Raw genomic sequence first — 15,949 nt, forward strand, 5'->3', positions numbered from 1 at the left:
ATGAGCATCGAGACAGGAGTCGGCGGACCGCGGCTGCTCGCGCAGGGCCCCGTCGCGACCGTCTACGCGGGGCGGGATCCCGCTACGGGCAACGACTTCGCGATCAAGATGTTCCCCGGTTCCTTCGACCGCGAGACCTCGGCGTGGCTCGAACGCGAGCGGAAGGCGCTGGCCGCCGTGCGGTCGACGCGGTCGATCCTGCGGATCGACGACGTCATGGCCTATCCCGACGGCCGCAGCGGTATCCGCCGTGAACTGTGCCCGGGTTCACTCGCCGGACTGCTGGATTCCGGTACCCGGCTGGGGGTTTCCGACGTGCTCGCGCTCGGCGCCGCGATCGCGTCGGCGCTCGCCGCGGCGCATGGAGCGGACGTCCTGCACGGCGGTGTCAGCCCGCACAACGTGCTGTACCGCGCTTCCGGCGAGTTCGTGCTCGCCGATTTCTCGGTGGCACTGCGGCGGCGGTTCCCGCGCGATCCGATGTACGCGGTCGAGTACACCGCACCGGAAACCCTGCGCGACGACACGCTTTCCGCCACCTCCGACCTTTATGGACTCGGCGCGGTGCTCTACACCGCGTTGACCGGTGCGCCGCCGTTCCCCCGGCACACCGGGCAGCAGCCTGGCGAACGGATCCTTCAGGTACTGCGGGAACCGGTGGCACCGATCCAGGACCCGAGCGTCCCGAGGGAACTTTCCGGGACCATTCTCCGGTTGCTGGCCAAGGAACCGGCCGACCGTCCGCAGGACGTGGCGTCACTGGCGCGGCTGTTCACGAAGCTGCGCCAACCGGGCGGCGAGGTCGTCACCGGAGGATCCCCTGGACTGCCAAGCGAAGAAGAGGAAGTCGACGTCGAGTTCGACGACTTCGCCGAGGTTTCCCGGCCGGTCGCCGCCGCTCCGTCGGCCCCTCAGCTCCAGCCCGTCCGGGTGGTGCAAGCCCCGCCGGCGGGTGGCCGGACCCTGATCCGCGAGTTCAGCGGTCCCCTCAAGCGTGAACGTGAGATTCCCTGGCGGCCCGTCGTGATGACAGGCGCCGCGGTACTCCTCGCCGGACTGGCCGTGGTCCCCTTGGTCCTCGGCCCGGCGGAGATCGGCGGGCAGGCCGTCCCGCTGGCGGCCGCGATCCCGCCGCCGTCACCGGCTTCCGCACCCGCGCCGGACGTCAAGCTGGCGCTCGCCCCGCCGCAGGATCAGAGCGATCACGTGCAGCTGACCTGGACGGCGGAAGGCGAACTGGACTTCGTGGTGATCATGGCGGGCGAGCGGCTCGAAACGAAACAGCTCGTCGCGCACCGCCAGCGCGGCATGGACGTGCCGGTCGACCCGGCGCGCCGGTACTGCTTCCAGCTCAGGGCGACCGACGGCCGTCACGTCTACACCACCGACCCGGTCCCGATCCGCGGCGCGCGCTGCAATCCCTAGCGCGTACGGAAGTCCGTGAAGGCCTCCTTCCCTACCTTGAGAGTAGGGAAGGAGGCCTTCACGGACTCACTCGCGCGTTTTCTTACCCTTGACCGGCACCAGGGTCCGCGGCTCGAGTGCCGCCAGCACCCGAGCCGCGAACGGTCTGGTGGCCAGCCCCTTGCGCACCTCGCCGACCTCCTGCCAGGCCCGCCGGACGGCGCCGTCGCCGACCGGTACCCCGGACCACAGCGTCACGTCCAGCACCTTGGCCAGCCTGGCGACCGGCTCGCGGATCCCTTCCCCGGCGAGCGAACCCGCCGATTCGGCGAGATCGCGCGGGGTCATCCCGATCCGGAACGGCACGCCGTGCGCGCGCAACCGGTCTCGGATCTCGTCCCAGGCGCCGAGCACGCCCTCCTCGCCGGTCCGGCGGCGACGTCGGCGAGCGCGGACGGCCTTCGCGATCGGAACACCGGCGAGCCAGCAGAGTCCTAAAAGGACGATCGCGGCGGCGAGCGCGAGCCACCACCAGCCCGCGCCGGCGTCGGCGTTCTGGTCTTCGGGCGCGTCCGGCGGGGTGCCCGGCGGCAGCTGCGGCGGCCGTAGTTCCCGTTCGGCCGGCAGCTGGGCCCTCGCCTTGGCGACCGCCTTGCCGGGGCCCGCCTGATCCTGTCCCGCCCTGCCCGCGGTGGCGGTCGGGTCGAGCGCCACCCAGCCCGCGCCCTCGACAGCGACTTCGGGCCACGCCAGGACATCACGGTTGCGGACGACGTTCATCCCGCCGTCGGTCTCCGCCGAACCACGGAATCCGACGACCAGCCGCGCTGGGATTCCGCTCATCCGCGCCAAGGCCACGTACGCGGAGGCGAATTGTGCGCTCGTCCCCCGTTTGCTCTCCAGCAGGAAGTGCCTCAACTGCGGCCAGCCGTGCCCGGTCGGCAGATCCTCCTTGCCCACCGCGACCTGATAGTTCTTGCTGAGGAAACGCTCCAGCTGCAACGCGGACTGGAACGTCGGACGCAGACCGCGCACGGCGTCCTTGGCCACTTGCTCGACCTCCGGCGGCACCGCGCCGAGACCGCCGAGACCACCCGGCGCTCGCGCGTCGACCTCCCCCGCACCGAGGTCGACTTCGGGCGAGGACCAGCTGAGCCGGTAGTCCCGTGCCGGACCCGCCGACGGGGAGTCCATCAGCAAGGTGCCCGCGTCCTGGTCCACCAGCGGCGTCAGTCCGTCGACGCCGGTGAGATCCGCGTGGCTCGGCAGCCAGGGTCCCGCGAGTCCGCGCACCCGCAGTTCGGCGGAGCCCGCCACACCTTCGGGTGCGCCGTCGAGGCCCGCGCCCAGCCGCCGGAACCGGGAATCGGCCAGCCAGTTCACCCCGTCGAAACCGTTCAGCACGATCAGGCGCCATTGGTCGACCGGGATGTCGCTGCGATAGCGGAACACCTCCTCGTCCGGTCGGGTGAGCCGCTGGGCGATCTCGTCGAGTGGATTGCCGAGCCTGTTCCGCGGCGGCGGCGCGGCTTGGGTGTCCTTGAGGGTCAGCGGATCACGGCCGACCGGATCGAGTCCGGCGAGCGCGACGGCTCCGACGACGAGGGCGAGAGCAGTGGACAGGGCGGGCCAGACCGCCGATCCCGTCATCCGCCACGAGAACCGCGGTCCACCAGGAGCCTTGCTCACCGCCAAGGTGCGTCTGCCCGTCCACAGCAGAAGCCCGGCGGGCAACGCGTACCCCAGTGCCGCCGCCACCGCGACGACACCCGTCAACGCCTGATACGCCTGGGCGAGCCCGGCGACCGCCAGGCTCGGTACCAGAGCCACCAGTGGTTTCTTCAGGCGCAGCACCAATTCCACGCCGAGTACGACGGCGAGCAACACCGTCAGCGGGACGAACAGCAGTTGTTCCGGGACCGGCTTAGCGGGCCAGGTGGACTGCAGGGTGAGTTGCCAGCCCTCGGTGAATCCGCGTGCCACCCCCCGCAACGAAGCCGCCGTGGGCAGGAAGGCGAGCGTGGTCGGGGCCAGCACCGTCTCGATCAAGCCGAGGATACCGAGCAACGCCACGAGCAAAGGCCGGTAGGGAGCCAGCTTCGGGAACTTGGCGGTCAGTTCGACGCAGCCGTAGCCGACGATGGCGACCACGAGTACCGGAACGAGCAACGACTTCCAGCCGAACACCGGCGCGAACAGCAGTCCGGCGACCGCGGTCGCGCCGAGGAGCCCGGCGACCGCGAGCCGGTCGAATCCCGCGCTCATGCCGTCCCCGCCAAGGAATTCCCCTGAGTTGAATTCCCCTGAGTTGAATTCCACCGTGCCGCGGCACCGGCGGCGTCGACCGCGACGATCAATCCGCCGGAGCCTGCCGACGGCCTGAGGTCACCGAGCCGGAACACCGTGTCCGGCTGCCAGCGGGCGGCGTGGCCGAGGTCGGCGTCCGGCCCGGTGATCACGACCAGCACGCCACCGGGGCGGGGGGCGGCGGCCAGCACCGACGGCAGCAGCGGCGCGTCGTCGGCGGCGTCCTGGGTGACGAGCGCGAGTTCGTCCAGCAACGTCCTCGCCGCGCGCACCCCGCTGTCGGTCAGCGTGTCCGCGCCCGTCGCGGTGATCAGGCGGCAGTGTTGTCCGGCCGAAGCCGAGGCGTAACACAACGAGGCCGCCACCTCGACAGCCTCTTCGAAGATGGTCGGGTTCATCGAGGCGCGTCGCGTATCGAGTACGGCGGTGAAGCGCGGCTGGGCCGGATCGGCGTATTCGCGCACCATGAGCCGTCCGGTCCGGGCGCTCGCCTTCCAGTGCAGATGCCGGACCTCGTCGCCGACCACGTACTCGCGGACCGCGCGCAGATCCGCCGAACCACGCAGCGGCGGGTCCGTGATCGGGCCTTCGTGGTGGTGTCGCGGATGGCCTGCCTGCGCCGGGCGCATCGCGTGCCGTCGCGGGTGGACCCACAACCACGCGGTTCCGCCGACGGTCTGATCGCCGCGGGCGAGGTCGAACAGATCCGGGCGGTGCACCACGAGCGGGCCGACCCGCAGCTTTCCGCGGGTCGTCGTCGGCAGTTCGTAGTGGTACGTCGCTTCCGTGCCGGGAGCGAGCGGGCGGACGCGCAAACGATGCGTTTCGGCGCCGATCCCGTCCCCCGCGGCGAATCCGCCGTGCCGGCGCGCACCGGTGTTGCGCACGACGAGCGAGGCCAGCGCGGGCTTGCCGCGCTCGACCCGGTCCGGCCGCACGGTCCGGCCGATCTCCACCTGCGGCCGGAACCTGGTGGTGGCCAAGGCGATCAGCACCGCGCCCGCCGCGATCCCGGCGAAGGCTCGGAAGAACGTGTACCCGGCCAGCTCGCCGACGGCGTAGAACCCGGCGGCGCAGACGAGCACGATGACGCCGCGGCGAGTGAGCCGCACGTCTACCGCCCCATCGCGGCCATGGGAGCCGCTGTCGCACCCAGGAGTTCGTCGACGATCTCGGCGGTCCGCCGCTGGTTGAGTTCCGCGTCGGGCGTCAGCACGAGACGATGGTCGAGTACCGGGTGCGCGACGTCCTTGACGTCGTCCGGGGTGACGAAGTCGCGGCCGTAGGTGGCGCCGAGTGCCTGTGCCGCCCGGATCAGCGCGATACTGCCGCGCGGGCTCGCGCCGTAGCGGACGTCCGGATGCGACCGGCTCGCCGCGGCGAGCCGGACCGCGTAGTTGACGATTTCCGGTGCCAGATGGGACTTCCGGACCTCGTCGATCACCCGCTGGACGTCCTCGATGCTCAGCACCGGCTTCAGTTCGTCCGGGGTCACCCCGGCGCAGTCCCCCATCACCACCCGCATCTCCGATTCGAGATCCGGGTAGCCGACGGAAATGCGCATGAGGAAACGGTCCAGCTGGGCTTCGGGCAACCGGTAGGTGCCCTCCAGCTCGATCGGGTTCTGCGTGGCCACCACGAGGAACGGCCGCGGCACGACCTGGCTGACCGAATCGACGGTCACCCGCCGCTCGGCCATCACCTCCAGCAGGGCGGCCTGCGTTTTCGGCGTACCGCGGTTGATCTCGTCGGCCAGCACGACGTTGGCGAAGATCCCGCCGGGGTGGAACTGGAACCGCTCGTTGTTCTGGTGGTAGACCATCACGCCGGTGATGTCGCCGGGCAACAGGTCGGGGGTGAACTGGATGCGGTTCCAGCGGCCGCCGATGCTGGCCGCGAGGCAGCGCGCGATCGTCGTCTTCCCGACGCCGGGCACGTCCTCCATCAGCAAGTGTCCCTCGGCGAAGAGCGCCGCCACGGTGAGGCGGACGACTTCGGGCTTGCCGCGCACCACCGATTGCACGTTCTCGGCGATCTGCTCGTAGGCGACCCTGGGTGTGAGTGTCACAGAACTTCCTTGTCCTTCCGTCGGCGCAAGCCGACCAACGCTAGCGGGCCGAGCCAGAACAGCGCACCGCCGTTCACCGTCGGCACACCCCGCCAGGAGTCCGTGGCGGTGCCCGCGGAGGTCTTGATGGTGGCTGTGATCGTGATGGCGCCGAACCAGGCGGCTTCCGTGATGGACAGGGTCGTGGCCCCGGAACAGGCCGTGGGCTTGGTCTCTTCGAAGAATTCCGCGGTGCAGGTCGCGGGGGCGCCCTTCCCGTCGGCCTTCACGGAAACGAACAGCGTTGTGTCCTTGCCCCGCACCTGCGTGATGGTGATCGTCGGCGGCCCCGAAGCCACCGCCACGGTGACCTTCTTGCTGCCGGCGGCGCCGGTGAGGGTGGGTCCCGAACCGAACTTCGTGACCGCGCGGACCGTGACGGTGGCCGCCCCGGTGACCCCGGTGAATTCCGTGGACGTGCCCGACAGCGTGCGCTCTCCCTTGCCCGTGGCGCTCACCAGGTAGTGGACCAGTGTGCCGCCCCGGAGGTCGGGTTTGGTCCAGCTCACCGAAACCTTGCCGTCGGCGCCGGCGTTCGCGGTGACGACCGGGGCTCCGGCCGGTTTGCCCGCCGGCACCGGGATGCCCCGGGCGCTGGCGCCCGCACCGATACCCGCCGAATTCTCCGCGGCCACGGTGATGACGTACGCGGTTCCGTTCGCCAGCCTGGAAACGGTGGCGCCGCGCGCCGATCCGCCGACCCGCATGGAGCCGCCGGACCAGGTCAGCCGGTAGCCGGTGACCCGCGCGCCGTTGTCGGCGGCCGGGCTCCACGAGACCTTGATCAAACCGTCCCCGGCGGTCGCGCCCACGTTCCGCGGCGCGCCGGGCGGGGTCGCTTTCGCCACCGGTGGCAGGACGGGCTTCCGGGTGGGCGGAGGCGCCTGCGGCTGGTGAGGTTGCTGTGGTTGCTGTGTGGGCGGTTCGTTGCCGGGCTGCGGCTCCGGATTGGCCTGCGGCTCGCCCGCGGTCTGGCTGTTGGCGGCCTTGTCGACGTCGACGTCGAGCACCTTGCCGTCTTCACCGTTGACGACCAGCACATGCGAACCGTCGGAGCTGTCGACGTAGATCCGGTTGTCCTCGCCCTTCGTCAGCCTCGGCGCCGCACCCTGGCCGGGCACCTTCGTGGTGGCCTTGAGCGTGCCGCCGCCGTCGTAGGTCAGCACCTCGCCGCGGGTTTCGTCGACCATGGCGACGACATTCGACGACGAGACCGGGCCGTTGAACCGGCTGCCCTTGGTCAGCTCGACCGAAATCGGTTTCGCGGCCGGGCGGTCCTGGTCGAGGCCGCTGACGTCGATCAGGTGGAGCTGGTTGCGCTCCGGGTCGGCGATGGCCAGCCGGTCACCGACCGCGCTGTTGGCCACCTGCGCCGACGGCGAGAGCTTGATGCCGAGGGGAAGACCCTCCCCGAGCCCGCCCGGGCCGACCCGGTGGAGGCTGTCGCCGGTGGTGTCGAGCACGACCGGCCGGTCGCCGACCAGCGTGAGTCCTCCGGCGTGGCCCGGCGGGAGATGCGCGGTGCAGGTCAGGACGGCGGCGCCCTTGGGCAGTTCGCACAGGGAGCCGTTGTCGACGCGGTGCACCCACACCGTGCCGTCGGCGGTCGCGACCGGCCGGGACAGTGGCCCCCCTGCGGGCACTGTCGCGGTCGGGTCGCCGAGCCGCACGATCTGGCCGGCGTTGCGGTAGACCAGGTACGGGCCACCCGCGATCTCCAGCACGAACGGCGTCTCCGGCGCGGGCGGCGGAGTGGACTCCTCCACGCTCAAGGTCGCCTTGTCGAACTCCGTGATGCGGTTCCGCTCGACGACGTAACCCGAATCGTCCCCCTGGACGACCTGGCTGCCGCGTTCGGCGCCGGGCACGCTCGCGCGCGCGTCGACGCGGTTCGTCGAGCCGTCGACGTGGAACGCCGACTGGGCGGCGTCGTTGTAGACCCAGTGACCGACCTGGACGAACTCCAGCCCGTCCGGGGTCGACGCCTGCCCTGTCACGGCCAGGCCAACCAGCGCCAGGCAGCCCGCGACCACCAGCGCCACGGCCGCCCGGGTCCGCGCCACCACGCTGAACCGCTTCGTGCCCTGCTCCTCGGTGTTCACGCGATCAAGCTAGTGACCGACCATGAAATTTCGATGAAACAGCCTGTCCCGGGCTTGGCGCCACGTGTCATCGAAACCTCATGTTCGCCCGGCACGCTCAGGCGGACACTGCTTGAGGAGGCTCGACGATGTCCGATCCCGGCGCGGCCAGGACGAGCGGGCGGTTCGCCGCGCCGCCCCCGCCGCTTCCCCGGCAGGCACCGGCCGTACCGCGGCCCGTCGCACTGGCGGACCCGCTCGCCTACGCCGCGCCCGCCGCACGGGCCGCGGCGCGCGAGGCCGCACTCGCCGCGCTGACGGCCGCTCGCCAGACCGGGCAACGGCCGTCCTGGTCGGCCGCCGCACCCGGTCCGCCACCGGTGCACGCGGCACCGCCCTCGAATCCGCCTGTGCCTGCCCCGGTCCGGCGTGCCGGCCGCTTCGGCGGTATCGGGGTACCGCAGATCGTCTGCTGGCAACTCGTCCTCGTCGCGCTCGTCCTGGTGGCGGGGCGGCCATGGCCGCTGGCGGCTGCGGTGAGCACCGCGGCGGTGGTGACCGTCGCGCTCACGGCGGTGCGGGTTCGCGGACGCTGGCTCTACGAATGGCTCGGTTCGGCGTCGGGATACCTGACGCGCGACCGTGACCGGGATCTCCGGAACGCGGGCGAGGCAGGCAGGGCGTTGCTGCTCCTGTTGTCGCCCGAAGCGGCGGGGACCACCGGGGAGATCGGCGACGAGACGGTGTTCATGGTCAGCCGCGCCGACGGGATCACCGCGGTGCTGCACCCGAAATCCGCCGCTCGCGAGCGGCGGATGCCGTCACCGGAAACTTTGCTGCCGCCGGGTGAACAGACTTCGGACGCCGCCGTGCAGGTCATCCAGCACACCGGCGCGGACCGCTCTCGGCCACCACGCGGCTGGGTCGCGCTGCAGGCGCTGCGCACGGTCGACGTCCACCGTGACGCCGATGTGCGGCAGGCACTCGGGAACACGGTCCGGCGCGTGCGGCGTCAGCTCCGGCGCGACGGGCTGCCGGTGCGGGCGCTCGCCGAGAACGAGGTCCTCGGCACGCTCGCGTCGCTGGCGCACGTCACGGCGGGCCGGGCGCGGATCCGGGAGGAATGGCGGTTCTGGCACAGCGGCCCGATCTGCCAGGCGACGTTCCGGATCGAGGGCTGGGCCTCGCTGTCACCCGTGCTCGCGGCACAACTGTCAGGCCGCCTGCTCGCCGCCGCCCCGGGGGCGGCGGTGACCCTCGCCGTGACCGCGCGCCGGGGCGCCGCCGAGCCCGAACCCCGGGTCAGTGCGACGATCCGGGTCGCCGCTGCGGGAGCCCGTGCGGTGGACCACGCGACGCGGGACCTGGAACTCGCCGCCCGCCGGGCCGGGCTCACCCTGGACCGGCTCGACGGCAGGCACGCCCGGGGGGTGGCTGCCACGTTGCCGATCGGGGTCAGTTGAGGGCGACGATCGCGATGTTGAGCGCGGTCGCGTAGCACGTCCAAGCCAGGTACGGCAGCAGCAACGCGGCCGAAACCGGGGAAGACCGGCGGAAGTGCAGCGCGGTGACGACGATGGCGACGTCGAGCAGGACGATGTCGGCCAAGGCGATGCCGTACGCGCCGGCGGCGAAGAACAGCGGAGTCCACACGGCGTTCAGGAGCAGTTGCACCGCGTACCAGACCAGGCCCTGGCGGTCGCCGCCGGATTTCCAGTACAGCCAGCCCGACACCGCGATCCCGAGGTACAGGACCGTCCACACCGGACCGAACAGCCAAGCGGGCGGCGCGAACGTCGGCAGGTCGAGTCCACTGTAGACAGCGCGGGCGTCGGCCGCGGCCAGCCCGCCGACGAGTGCGGCCACCGCGACCGCGGCCAAGAACGGCAGCAACGCCAGTGGCGTGCGGAGTCGCTGGGGGATCGTGGTCATCCTCGGCTCCCGTCTCTCGCGTGTTTTTCGAGCGTACGGCCGTGGGCGGTGTCTCGCGCGCTCAAAAACGCGTCGCGTCCGGCCGTGGCCGTCTCTAAGATCGTGTCGCGATGAGCGACGACACCTTTCTTGCCGACGTGGCCGACAAGCTGGCCGTGCTGCCCGCCGTGCACGCCGTCACCCTCGGTGGATCACGTGCGCAGAACACGCACGATCCCGGCAGCGACTGGGATTTCGCCGTCTACTACCGCGGCGGCTTCGATCCGGCGGAACTGCGCGCCGCCGGATGGGACGGCGAGGTCTCCGAAATCGGTGCCTGGGGTGGTGGCGTGTTCAACGGCGGCGCCTGGCTGACGATCGACGGCAGGCACGTCGACGTCCACTACCGCGACCTCGACGTCGTCGAACACCAGCTCGCCGAAGCCCGGGAGGGCCGGTTCCACTGGGAGCCGTTGATGTTCCACCTCGCCGGTATCCCGAGTTACCTGGTGGTCGCCGAACTCGCGGTCAACCGGGTGCTGCGCGGTGACCTGCCGCGGCCTGATTACCCGGACGCGTTACGCGAGACGGCTCCGGCGATGTGGCGGGGCAGAGCGGAACTGACGCTGCGCTACACCCGAGGCGCCTTCGTCCCGCGAGGGCAGGCCACGGAGGTCGCGGGCGCGCTGGCCACCGCCGCCATGGAAACGGCGCACGCGGTACTGGCGGCCCGCGGGGAGTGGGTCACCAACGAGAAACGGCTGCTGCGGCGGGCGGGATTACGCGAGATCGACGCGATCGTCACCGGTCTGCGGGCGGATCCGGGCGTTCTCGCCCGAGCGGTGGACGAGGCGGAAGCGCTGTTCCAGGCCGCCGCCTGAACTGTGGCGCGCGTCACGGAATGACCCGCGATCTTCAGCGCTACAGAGAGATGAGACCCGTTCGTACCCAAGGGAGTGACATGTCCGCCACCGCCATGCCGGAAGAAACCGCTCTGGCCGTCCCCGCGCTCGACGACTTCGACTTCCCGCTCACCGACGGCGCCGCTTGCCGCATCGACGACCCCGACTGCGAAGCCTGCCAGTAAGTCCTGCGCAAGTCCGTGAAGGCCTCCGTGAGGGTTGATCGACGGAAGATCGGGGACACTCAACGTCCCCAGTCTTCCGTCGATCAAGCTCGTGCCGATCACGACTTGTGGACGGCCCGGCCGAGTCCCTCAGGGAGTCCTTCACGGACTTGGCCGCCGCCATCAAGTCTCAGCCACACCACCAGTCACAACGGCAGGCTTGATTCGGGACACCGACCAGGCATCGTGGTCCACAAAGGACGCACCCTGGCGATCGATTGCCCGATTCGTGCCGCCATGCCCTGATCTGCGCGGGGTCGTGAGTGGCATCGAGGGTTATTGAGGGGTAAGGCAAACGTGTCGTGTTACGGGCGGGCTTGTTCGCGCCGCGGCCGGATGCCGCCACTGTGACATTGGGGACGCTGACCGTCTCCAATGCCGCATTGGGGACATGCCCGTCTCCCGATTCCCCGCTCTGACCAGCCTCCCCCAGCCCTCAAGGATGTGTCGCGAAAGCCACTTTCAGGACATCACATGTCCTGAAAGTGGCTTTCGCGACACCTTCGGGACGCCACCGCCCAGTGCCGAAGCCTGACGTCCAACGTCACAGGCCCCCTCCCGAACATGACACCTTTGCTTTACCCCTCAATAGAACCCGATTCGCCACCCACGACCCCGTCGCGAAACCGAACAAAGCGCTTAAATCGGGTGCCATGGTCTCGAACTGCGTCCCTTGTGGACAGTCAAGAGCAGTCCGACCCCCTCAGGCGACCGCGACGGGGTGGATCACGATGTCGTCCAGCCGGGTGCGGGCGTGGATCTTCACCTGCTCGTCGAATCGGCCGTGGTCCTGCACGGGCACGGTGCTGCGCACCGTCCCCTTCGTGCTCTTCGCGTCCACCAAGGCGGAGCTGCCTTCGCTGACGCCGACCTCGATGCCGCCACCGGCGTTCGTCAGGTTCGCCTGCCCGCGGGTCATCCGGCCGATCCGGATCGGGCAGTTGCCCGTCGTGGCGAGGACGTCGCCCTCGGCGTGATCGATGTCGAAGCCGCCGCCGGAGCCGCCGAGTTCGACGTCGGACCGGGCGTGGCCGATCCAGACGTTTCCGGTCGAGCCTTCGTACTTGACGACACCCCCGACCTCGCCGATCCGCACCCCGGCCGAGCCGCCTTCGATGTCGGCGGTTCCGGCGATGTGCCCGATCTCGACCGCTCCGGCGGCGAGGTTCGCCCGCAGCGCGGAGACGCGGTCGAGCCGGATCCGGCCGGAGGAGGTGTTCAGCTCGCAGGCGCCGAGCGGGCCTTCGGCGTGCACGTCGGTGGTCGCCGAGTTCAGGATCAGCCTGGATCCGGCGGGCATCTCGATCGTGATGGCGACGGAACCGTTCTTGTCGCCCGATTTGGTCGTCTTGATCGAGAGTTCGCCGTCGGAGAAGGCGACCTTGGTGCCCTCGGCGACCTTCACGTTCGACTTGTTCGCGCCGTCGACGGGCTCGACGCGCACCACCGTGTCCGATCGCTCGCTCGCGGCGACGCGCACCAGGGCCCCGGCGGTGGTCAGGGTGGCGGTGATCGGTTCCGGTGTGGTGAATGCGGTCATGACGGTGTCCCCTTGTCGTGTGATCCCGTTGCCGCTCAAGGAGTTTCTGCGCGGCGGTTCGTTGTGACCACCTTCGCTGACAGGACTGACACCGGGCTGACACGTCACTGACACCGGGGACTCACGGCGAGGACTGGCGATCCCGGCGGTTGTCGACGGCGTCCCGCCGGACCTGATCGGTATGCGCGCCGATTTCCCCGAGCCGTTCCGCGAAGCCGGTGTGCTCGCGGGGAAGGTGGGCACGCAGGTCGGCGAGCGGCGCCAGGAGTCCGGTCACGTCGTTCTCGCCGAGCGCCGTGCTGAGCCTGTCGGCGCTTTCCCTGGCGCGGCCGTTCAACCCGTCGAGCGCACCCGCCTGCCCGGCCAGTTGCCGCAGGATGGTCGAGTTACGCCGCGCCCACTCCGCCACCGCGCGATCACCCGCCCGCCGCTTACGTTCGGCGTCGACCCGCGCCTCCCCCGTGTTCTCGCCGGTCACCGACGGCCGCAAGCGCAGGAAACGGCGCTCCGCCGCCTGACGGCTCGCGACCCCGAGCGCCGGCGCGATCGCGGTCCAGCTGGTGCCGCTCGCCCGTGCGGCCGCGATCAGCTCCGGCTCCCACGCGGCCAGTTCTTCCCGCACCGCGCGCAATGTGGTCAAAGCCGACAGCACCCGGTCCGGCTCCGTGGCGCCGGATCGGGCTTCGGCCACGACGTCGTGCACGGTGCGCACCATCCATGCCGGGTCTTCCTCCATAGTTGTCATCCAATCGACGACTCGATAGTTGTCATCGTTTCGATGACATGTTAGAACAGTAGTGCGTGTTGACACCAGAGACAGCGACTCCAGGAGGTGGAACCGATGTTGATGCGCACCGACCCGTTCCGTGAGCTGGACCGCCTCACCCAGCAGATGTTCGGCGCCGCGCCGGGAACGTGGTCCAAGCCGGCCACGATGCCGATGGACGCCTACCGCGAGGGGGAAGAGTTCGTCGTCTGCTTCGATCTTCCCGGCGTCGCCGCCGACGCGATCGAGCTGGACATCGAACGCAACGTCCTGACGGTCAAGGCGGAACGGCGGCCGGCGCCGGGCAAAGACGTGCAGATGCAGGTCTCCGAACGCCCGCTGGGCGTCTTCTCCCGTCAGCTGTTCCTCGGCGACGCTCTCGACACCGAGCACATCGCGGCCGACTACCAGGCCGGCGTGCTGACCCTGCGCATCCCGATCGCCGAGAAGGCCAAGCCACGGCGCATCGAAATCTCCGGCGCCGACACCGACCGCAAGGAGATCCAGGCCTGAGCATCCCGTCCGGCCAGGGCCACCGCGCCCCGGCCGGACGGCCGAGGAAGGAAAGGGCATCTCGTTGACCGCCACGCTCACCATGCCGGTCCGCAACCCCCAACCCGCCCTCGACGCCGTGTGGGGTTACCTCGCCGAAGTCACCGGCGCGCTCGGTGTCGGCCTCGAATCCTGCACCGTCGACCACGACAGCCCCGTCTCGGCCTACGTGGCGCTCGACGAGCGGCTCCCCGGCCACCCCGACCGCGACGTCGCCCTGTTGTGGGACGAAATCCACGGCTGGGCCGCGGCGATCGAGACCCACTCCGGCGAGGACCTCATCGTCCTTCGCTACCTCGGCGGGAAGACCGTCGTCCCGCCGCCCGCGCAGGTCTCGAAATTCGTCAAGGCCTTGCGCGAAGACGATCACCGCCTCGGTCAGCTCACCCCGCCATCGCTGCGTACGGCGTCCGGGCTGGCCGACCTCGAGGCCGTCCTCGGCAGGTCCGCCTTGCCGGTGTAGTCACGGCCACTTCGGGTGCCCCTCAAGGGACTCCGTCTACCACCGCGACACGACCGCGACCTTTCGCCGGTTTCCTCGCCGAAGCCGGGGTCGCCGCCGTTCATTCGGTCTCCGCCGACGCGCCCTCGGATCGGGCACTGGCCTGCTGGGACGGCCGCCGGATCACCGAACTGGTGGCCGCCGCCGAGCACGCCGAAGCGCGAGCCGTGCTCATCCCGAAGACCGCGCTGCATACGACACCGTTGTTGGACGACCTCGAACGTGAGCTCGGCAAACCCGTGCTGACGGCCACCGGGGTCACCCTCTGGGACGCCCCGCGCCGGATCGGCGGATCACCGCTCCGGCAAGGGCTCGGCACCGTGTTCGCCAACGGGCGCGACTGAGCGGCTCAAGCCCCGGTACTCAACTCTCGGCGCCGTCGAGGTGACGGCGCAGCTCGTGCAGGGTCTTCGTCAGCAACCGGGACACGTGCATCTGGGAAATACCGATCCGCTCGGCGATCTGTGACTGGGTCAGGCCGTCGAAGAAGCGCATCGTGACGATCGCCCGCTCCCGTTCCGGCAGCCGGTTCAGCAGCGGGACCACGGTGTGGCGGTCCTCGATGAGTTCGAAGCGGGAATCGCGCTCCCCCACCACGTCGGACAGGGGAACCGAACCTTCACCGTCGTTGACGGGCCGGTCCAGCGATGACGTCTGGTAACTGTTGGCCGCGAGCAGACCTTCGCGGACGGTGTCGACGTCGAGGTCGAGGTGCTCGGCGAGTTCGGTGGGGGTCGGCGCACGGCCGAGAAGCTGGGTGAGTTCCGTGGTGCCACGCGCCAGCCGGGTGCGCAGTTCCTGCATCCCTCGCGGGACGTGCACCGCCCAGCCGGTGTCGCGGAAGAACCGGCGCACTTCACCCATCACGGTCGGTACCGCGTAGGCGAGGAACTCCCCGCCCTGCGCGGGATCGAACCGGTCAACGGCCTTCAGAAGCCCTACCCGCGCCACCTGCACGAGGTCTTCCCGAGGCTGGCCGCGGCCGCTGAACCGCACGGCGATGTGTTCGGCGATCGGCAGGAGTTCGAGGATGAGCCGTTCGCGCAGCTCTCGTCGCCGCGGGTCGTCAGCGGGCAACGTCACCAGTTCGTCAAACAGGGGGCGGCAGTGCGAGTAGTCGTCACTTCGCCGCGTCTTTCGGCTCACCGGGGCGCGCGGCGCGGGCGGCGGCGATTCCTCCCGCAACATGGGTTCGACGAGTTCCTCCATCAGGGACGGCATCTTTTCATCGGTCCCTTCGTCCTTTGTGGACACGCGCGGGCCCCAGGCGCTCCCCGGTGCGCAACGCCGGCATGGATCCACTCTCCTTCGTCGTCGTCTCCTCCGTTGTACCCGGAACACTGCTCCGGCAAACCCCCTCACGGCAGCGCCCTGAGCGGGTGACGTCACGGTTTGCCCGTGCACCGAACGGGTGTTCGCAGGTCAGACGAAGGAGGAGCGATGCGGAACAGAGCTGGAGCGACAAGCGAGAACGGCAGTACAAGCACATCGAGTCTTCGCGGAATAAGCGCGGGGCGGCAAACGCTCGGCAACCGCCGGGGTCCCGGTGGGCCGCCCAAGGACCAGCTCTACAACGACGCGAAGAAGCGCGACATCAAGGGCCGCTCCAGCATGACCAAGAAGGAACTGCAGGACGCCTTGGGCCGCTGAGGC

General features: G+C 70.2%; 16 protein-coding genes. 8 read left to right on the forward strand and 8 right to left on the reverse strand.

What is annotated here, in order from left to right; translation table 11 throughout:
- On the forward strand, window positions 1–1,425 hold the full coding sequence (locus ACZ54P_RS09575) for a serine/threonine protein kinase (RefSeq protein ID WP_465461080.1): 1,425 nt from the start codon (window positions 1–3) through the stop codon (window positions 1,423–1,425).
- Between the two features lie 66 nt (window positions 1,426–1,491).
- Here the strand turns inward: ACZ54P_RS09575 and ACZ54P_RS09580 are convergent, their stop codons facing one another.
- The 4 genes from ACZ54P_RS09580 to ACZ54P_RS09595 are packed head-to-tail and all read right to left on the reverse strand — an operon-like array spanning window position 1,492 to window position 7,920.
- A complete protein-coding gene (locus tag ACZ54P_RS09580; RefSeq protein ID WP_465461081.1) occupies window positions 1,492–3,669 on the reverse strand; it encodes a transglutaminase TgpA family protein in 2,178 nt (725 codons plus the stop codon).
- Entirely contained in the window at window positions 3,666–4,823 is a 1,158-nt protein-coding gene (locus ACZ54P_RS09585) for a DUF58 domain-containing protein (protein ID WP_465461082.1), read from the reverse strand. The genes ACZ54P_RS09580 and ACZ54P_RS09585 overlap by 4 nt, the downstream gene beginning before the upstream one ends.
- A gap of 2 nt (window positions 4,824–4,825) precedes the next feature.
- Complete coding sequence (locus tag ACZ54P_RS09590) at window positions 4,826–5,779, reverse strand: AAA family ATPase (protein ID WP_465461083.1); 954 nt, start codon at window positions 5,777–5,779, stop codon at window positions 4,826–4,828.
- Window positions 5,776–7,920 carry a fibronectin type III domain-containing protein gene (locus ACZ54P_RS09595; protein ID WP_465461084.1) on the reverse strand — a complete coding sequence of 715 codons (2,145 nt, stop codon included), beginning with the start codon at window positions 7,918–7,920 and terminating at the stop codon, window positions 5,776–5,778. The genes ACZ54P_RS09590 and ACZ54P_RS09595 overlap by 4 nt, the downstream gene beginning before the upstream one ends.
- 128 nt (window positions 7,921–8,048) lie before the next feature.
- Between ACZ54P_RS09595 and ACZ54P_RS09600 the strand changes: the two genes are divergently transcribed.
- Entirely contained in the window at window positions 8,049–9,362 is a 1,314-nt protein-coding gene (locus tag ACZ54P_RS09600) for a type VII secretion protein EccE (protein WP_465461085.1), read from the forward strand.
- On the opposite strand, the gene ACZ54P_RS09605 is transcribed toward ACZ54P_RS09600, so the two are convergent.
- Window positions 9,355–9,831: a TspO/MBR family protein gene (locus ACZ54P_RS09605; RefSeq protein WP_465461086.1), complete on the reverse strand. Its 477-nt coding sequence runs from the start codon at window positions 9,829–9,831 to the stop codon at window positions 9,355–9,357. The genes ACZ54P_RS09600 and ACZ54P_RS09605 overlap by 8 nt on opposite strands.
- Window positions 9,832–9,941: 110 nt before the next feature.
- Here ACZ54P_RS09605 and ACZ54P_RS09610 point away from each other — a divergent pair, with 110 nt between their 5' ends.
- Together ACZ54P_RS09610 and ACZ54P_RS09615 are read left to right on the forward strand one after the other, a co-directional pair.
- Window positions 9,942–10,691 (forward strand): nucleotidyltransferase domain-containing protein, encoded by a 750-nt coding sequence (locus ACZ54P_RS09610; RefSeq protein WP_465461087.1) that lies wholly within the window; start codon window positions 9,942–9,944, stop codon window positions 10,689–10,691.
- Window positions 10,692–10,771: 80 nt separating this feature from the next.
- Complete coding sequence (locus tag ACZ54P_RS09615; RefSeq protein WP_465461088.1) at window positions 10,772–10,897, forward strand: hypothetical protein; 126 nt, start codon at window positions 10,772–10,774, stop codon at window positions 10,895–10,897.
- Between the two features lie 742 nt (window positions 10,898–11,639).
- Here the strand turns inward: ACZ54P_RS09615 and ACZ54P_RS09620 are convergent.
- Window positions 11,640–12,476, reverse strand: coding sequence for a DUF4097 family beta strand repeat-containing protein (locus ACZ54P_RS09620; protein WP_465461089.1), 837 nt, complete (start codon window positions 12,474–12,476; stop codon window positions 11,640–11,642).
- Between the two features lie 121 nt (window positions 12,477–12,597).
- Window positions 12,598–13,212, reverse strand: coding sequence for an HSP18 transcriptional regulator (locus ACZ54P_RS09625; RefSeq protein ID WP_465461444.1), 615 nt, complete (start codon window positions 13,210–13,212; stop codon window positions 12,598–12,600).
- 105 nt (window positions 13,213–13,317) lie between these two features.
- Between ACZ54P_RS09625 and ACZ54P_RS09630 the strand changes: the two genes are divergently transcribed.
- The 3 genes from ACZ54P_RS09630 to ACZ54P_RS09640 all read left to right on the forward strand — a co-directional run bounded on the left by ACZ54P_RS09630 (window position 13,318) and on the right by ACZ54P_RS09640 (window position 14,640).
- On the forward strand, window positions 13,318–13,755 hold the full coding sequence (locus tag ACZ54P_RS09630) for an Hsp20/alpha crystallin family protein (protein WP_465461090.1): 438 nt from the start codon (window positions 13,318–13,320) through the stop codon (window positions 13,753–13,755).
- 82 nt (window positions 13,756–13,837) lie between these two features.
- Complete coding sequence (locus ACZ54P_RS09635) at window positions 13,838–14,257, forward strand: DUF6292 family protein (RefSeq protein WP_465461445.1); 420 nt, start codon at window positions 13,838–13,840, stop codon at window positions 14,255–14,257.
- A gap of 173 nt (window positions 14,258–14,430) precedes the next feature.
- Complete coding sequence (locus tag ACZ54P_RS09640) at window positions 14,431–14,640, forward strand: hypothetical protein (RefSeq protein ID WP_465461091.1); 210 nt, start codon at window positions 14,431–14,433, stop codon at window positions 14,638–14,640.
- A gap of 19 nt (window positions 14,641–14,659) precedes the next feature.
- Here ACZ54P_RS09640 and ACZ54P_RS09645 read toward each other — a convergent pair whose 3' ends face one another.
- The gene (locus ACZ54P_RS09645; protein ID WP_465461446.1) at window positions 14,660–15,484 is read right to left on the reverse strand and encodes a SigB/SigF/SigG family RNA polymerase sigma factor; all 825 of its coding nucleotides are present in this window, start codon (window positions 15,482–15,484) and stop codon (window positions 14,660–14,662) included.
- Between the two features lie 252 nt (window positions 15,485–15,736).
- On the opposite strand from ACZ54P_RS09645, the gene ACZ54P_RS09650 reads away from it, so the two are divergent.
- Window positions 15,737–15,946 carry a hypothetical protein gene (locus tag ACZ54P_RS09650; protein ID WP_465461092.1) on the forward strand — a complete coding sequence of 70 codons (210 nt, stop codon included), beginning with the start codon at window positions 15,737–15,739 and terminating at the stop codon, window positions 15,944–15,946.
- The last annotated feature ends 3 nt before the right edge of the window (window positions 15,947–15,949 follow it).

This window comes from Amycolatopsis sp. NPDC034160 (assembly GCF_055575355.1).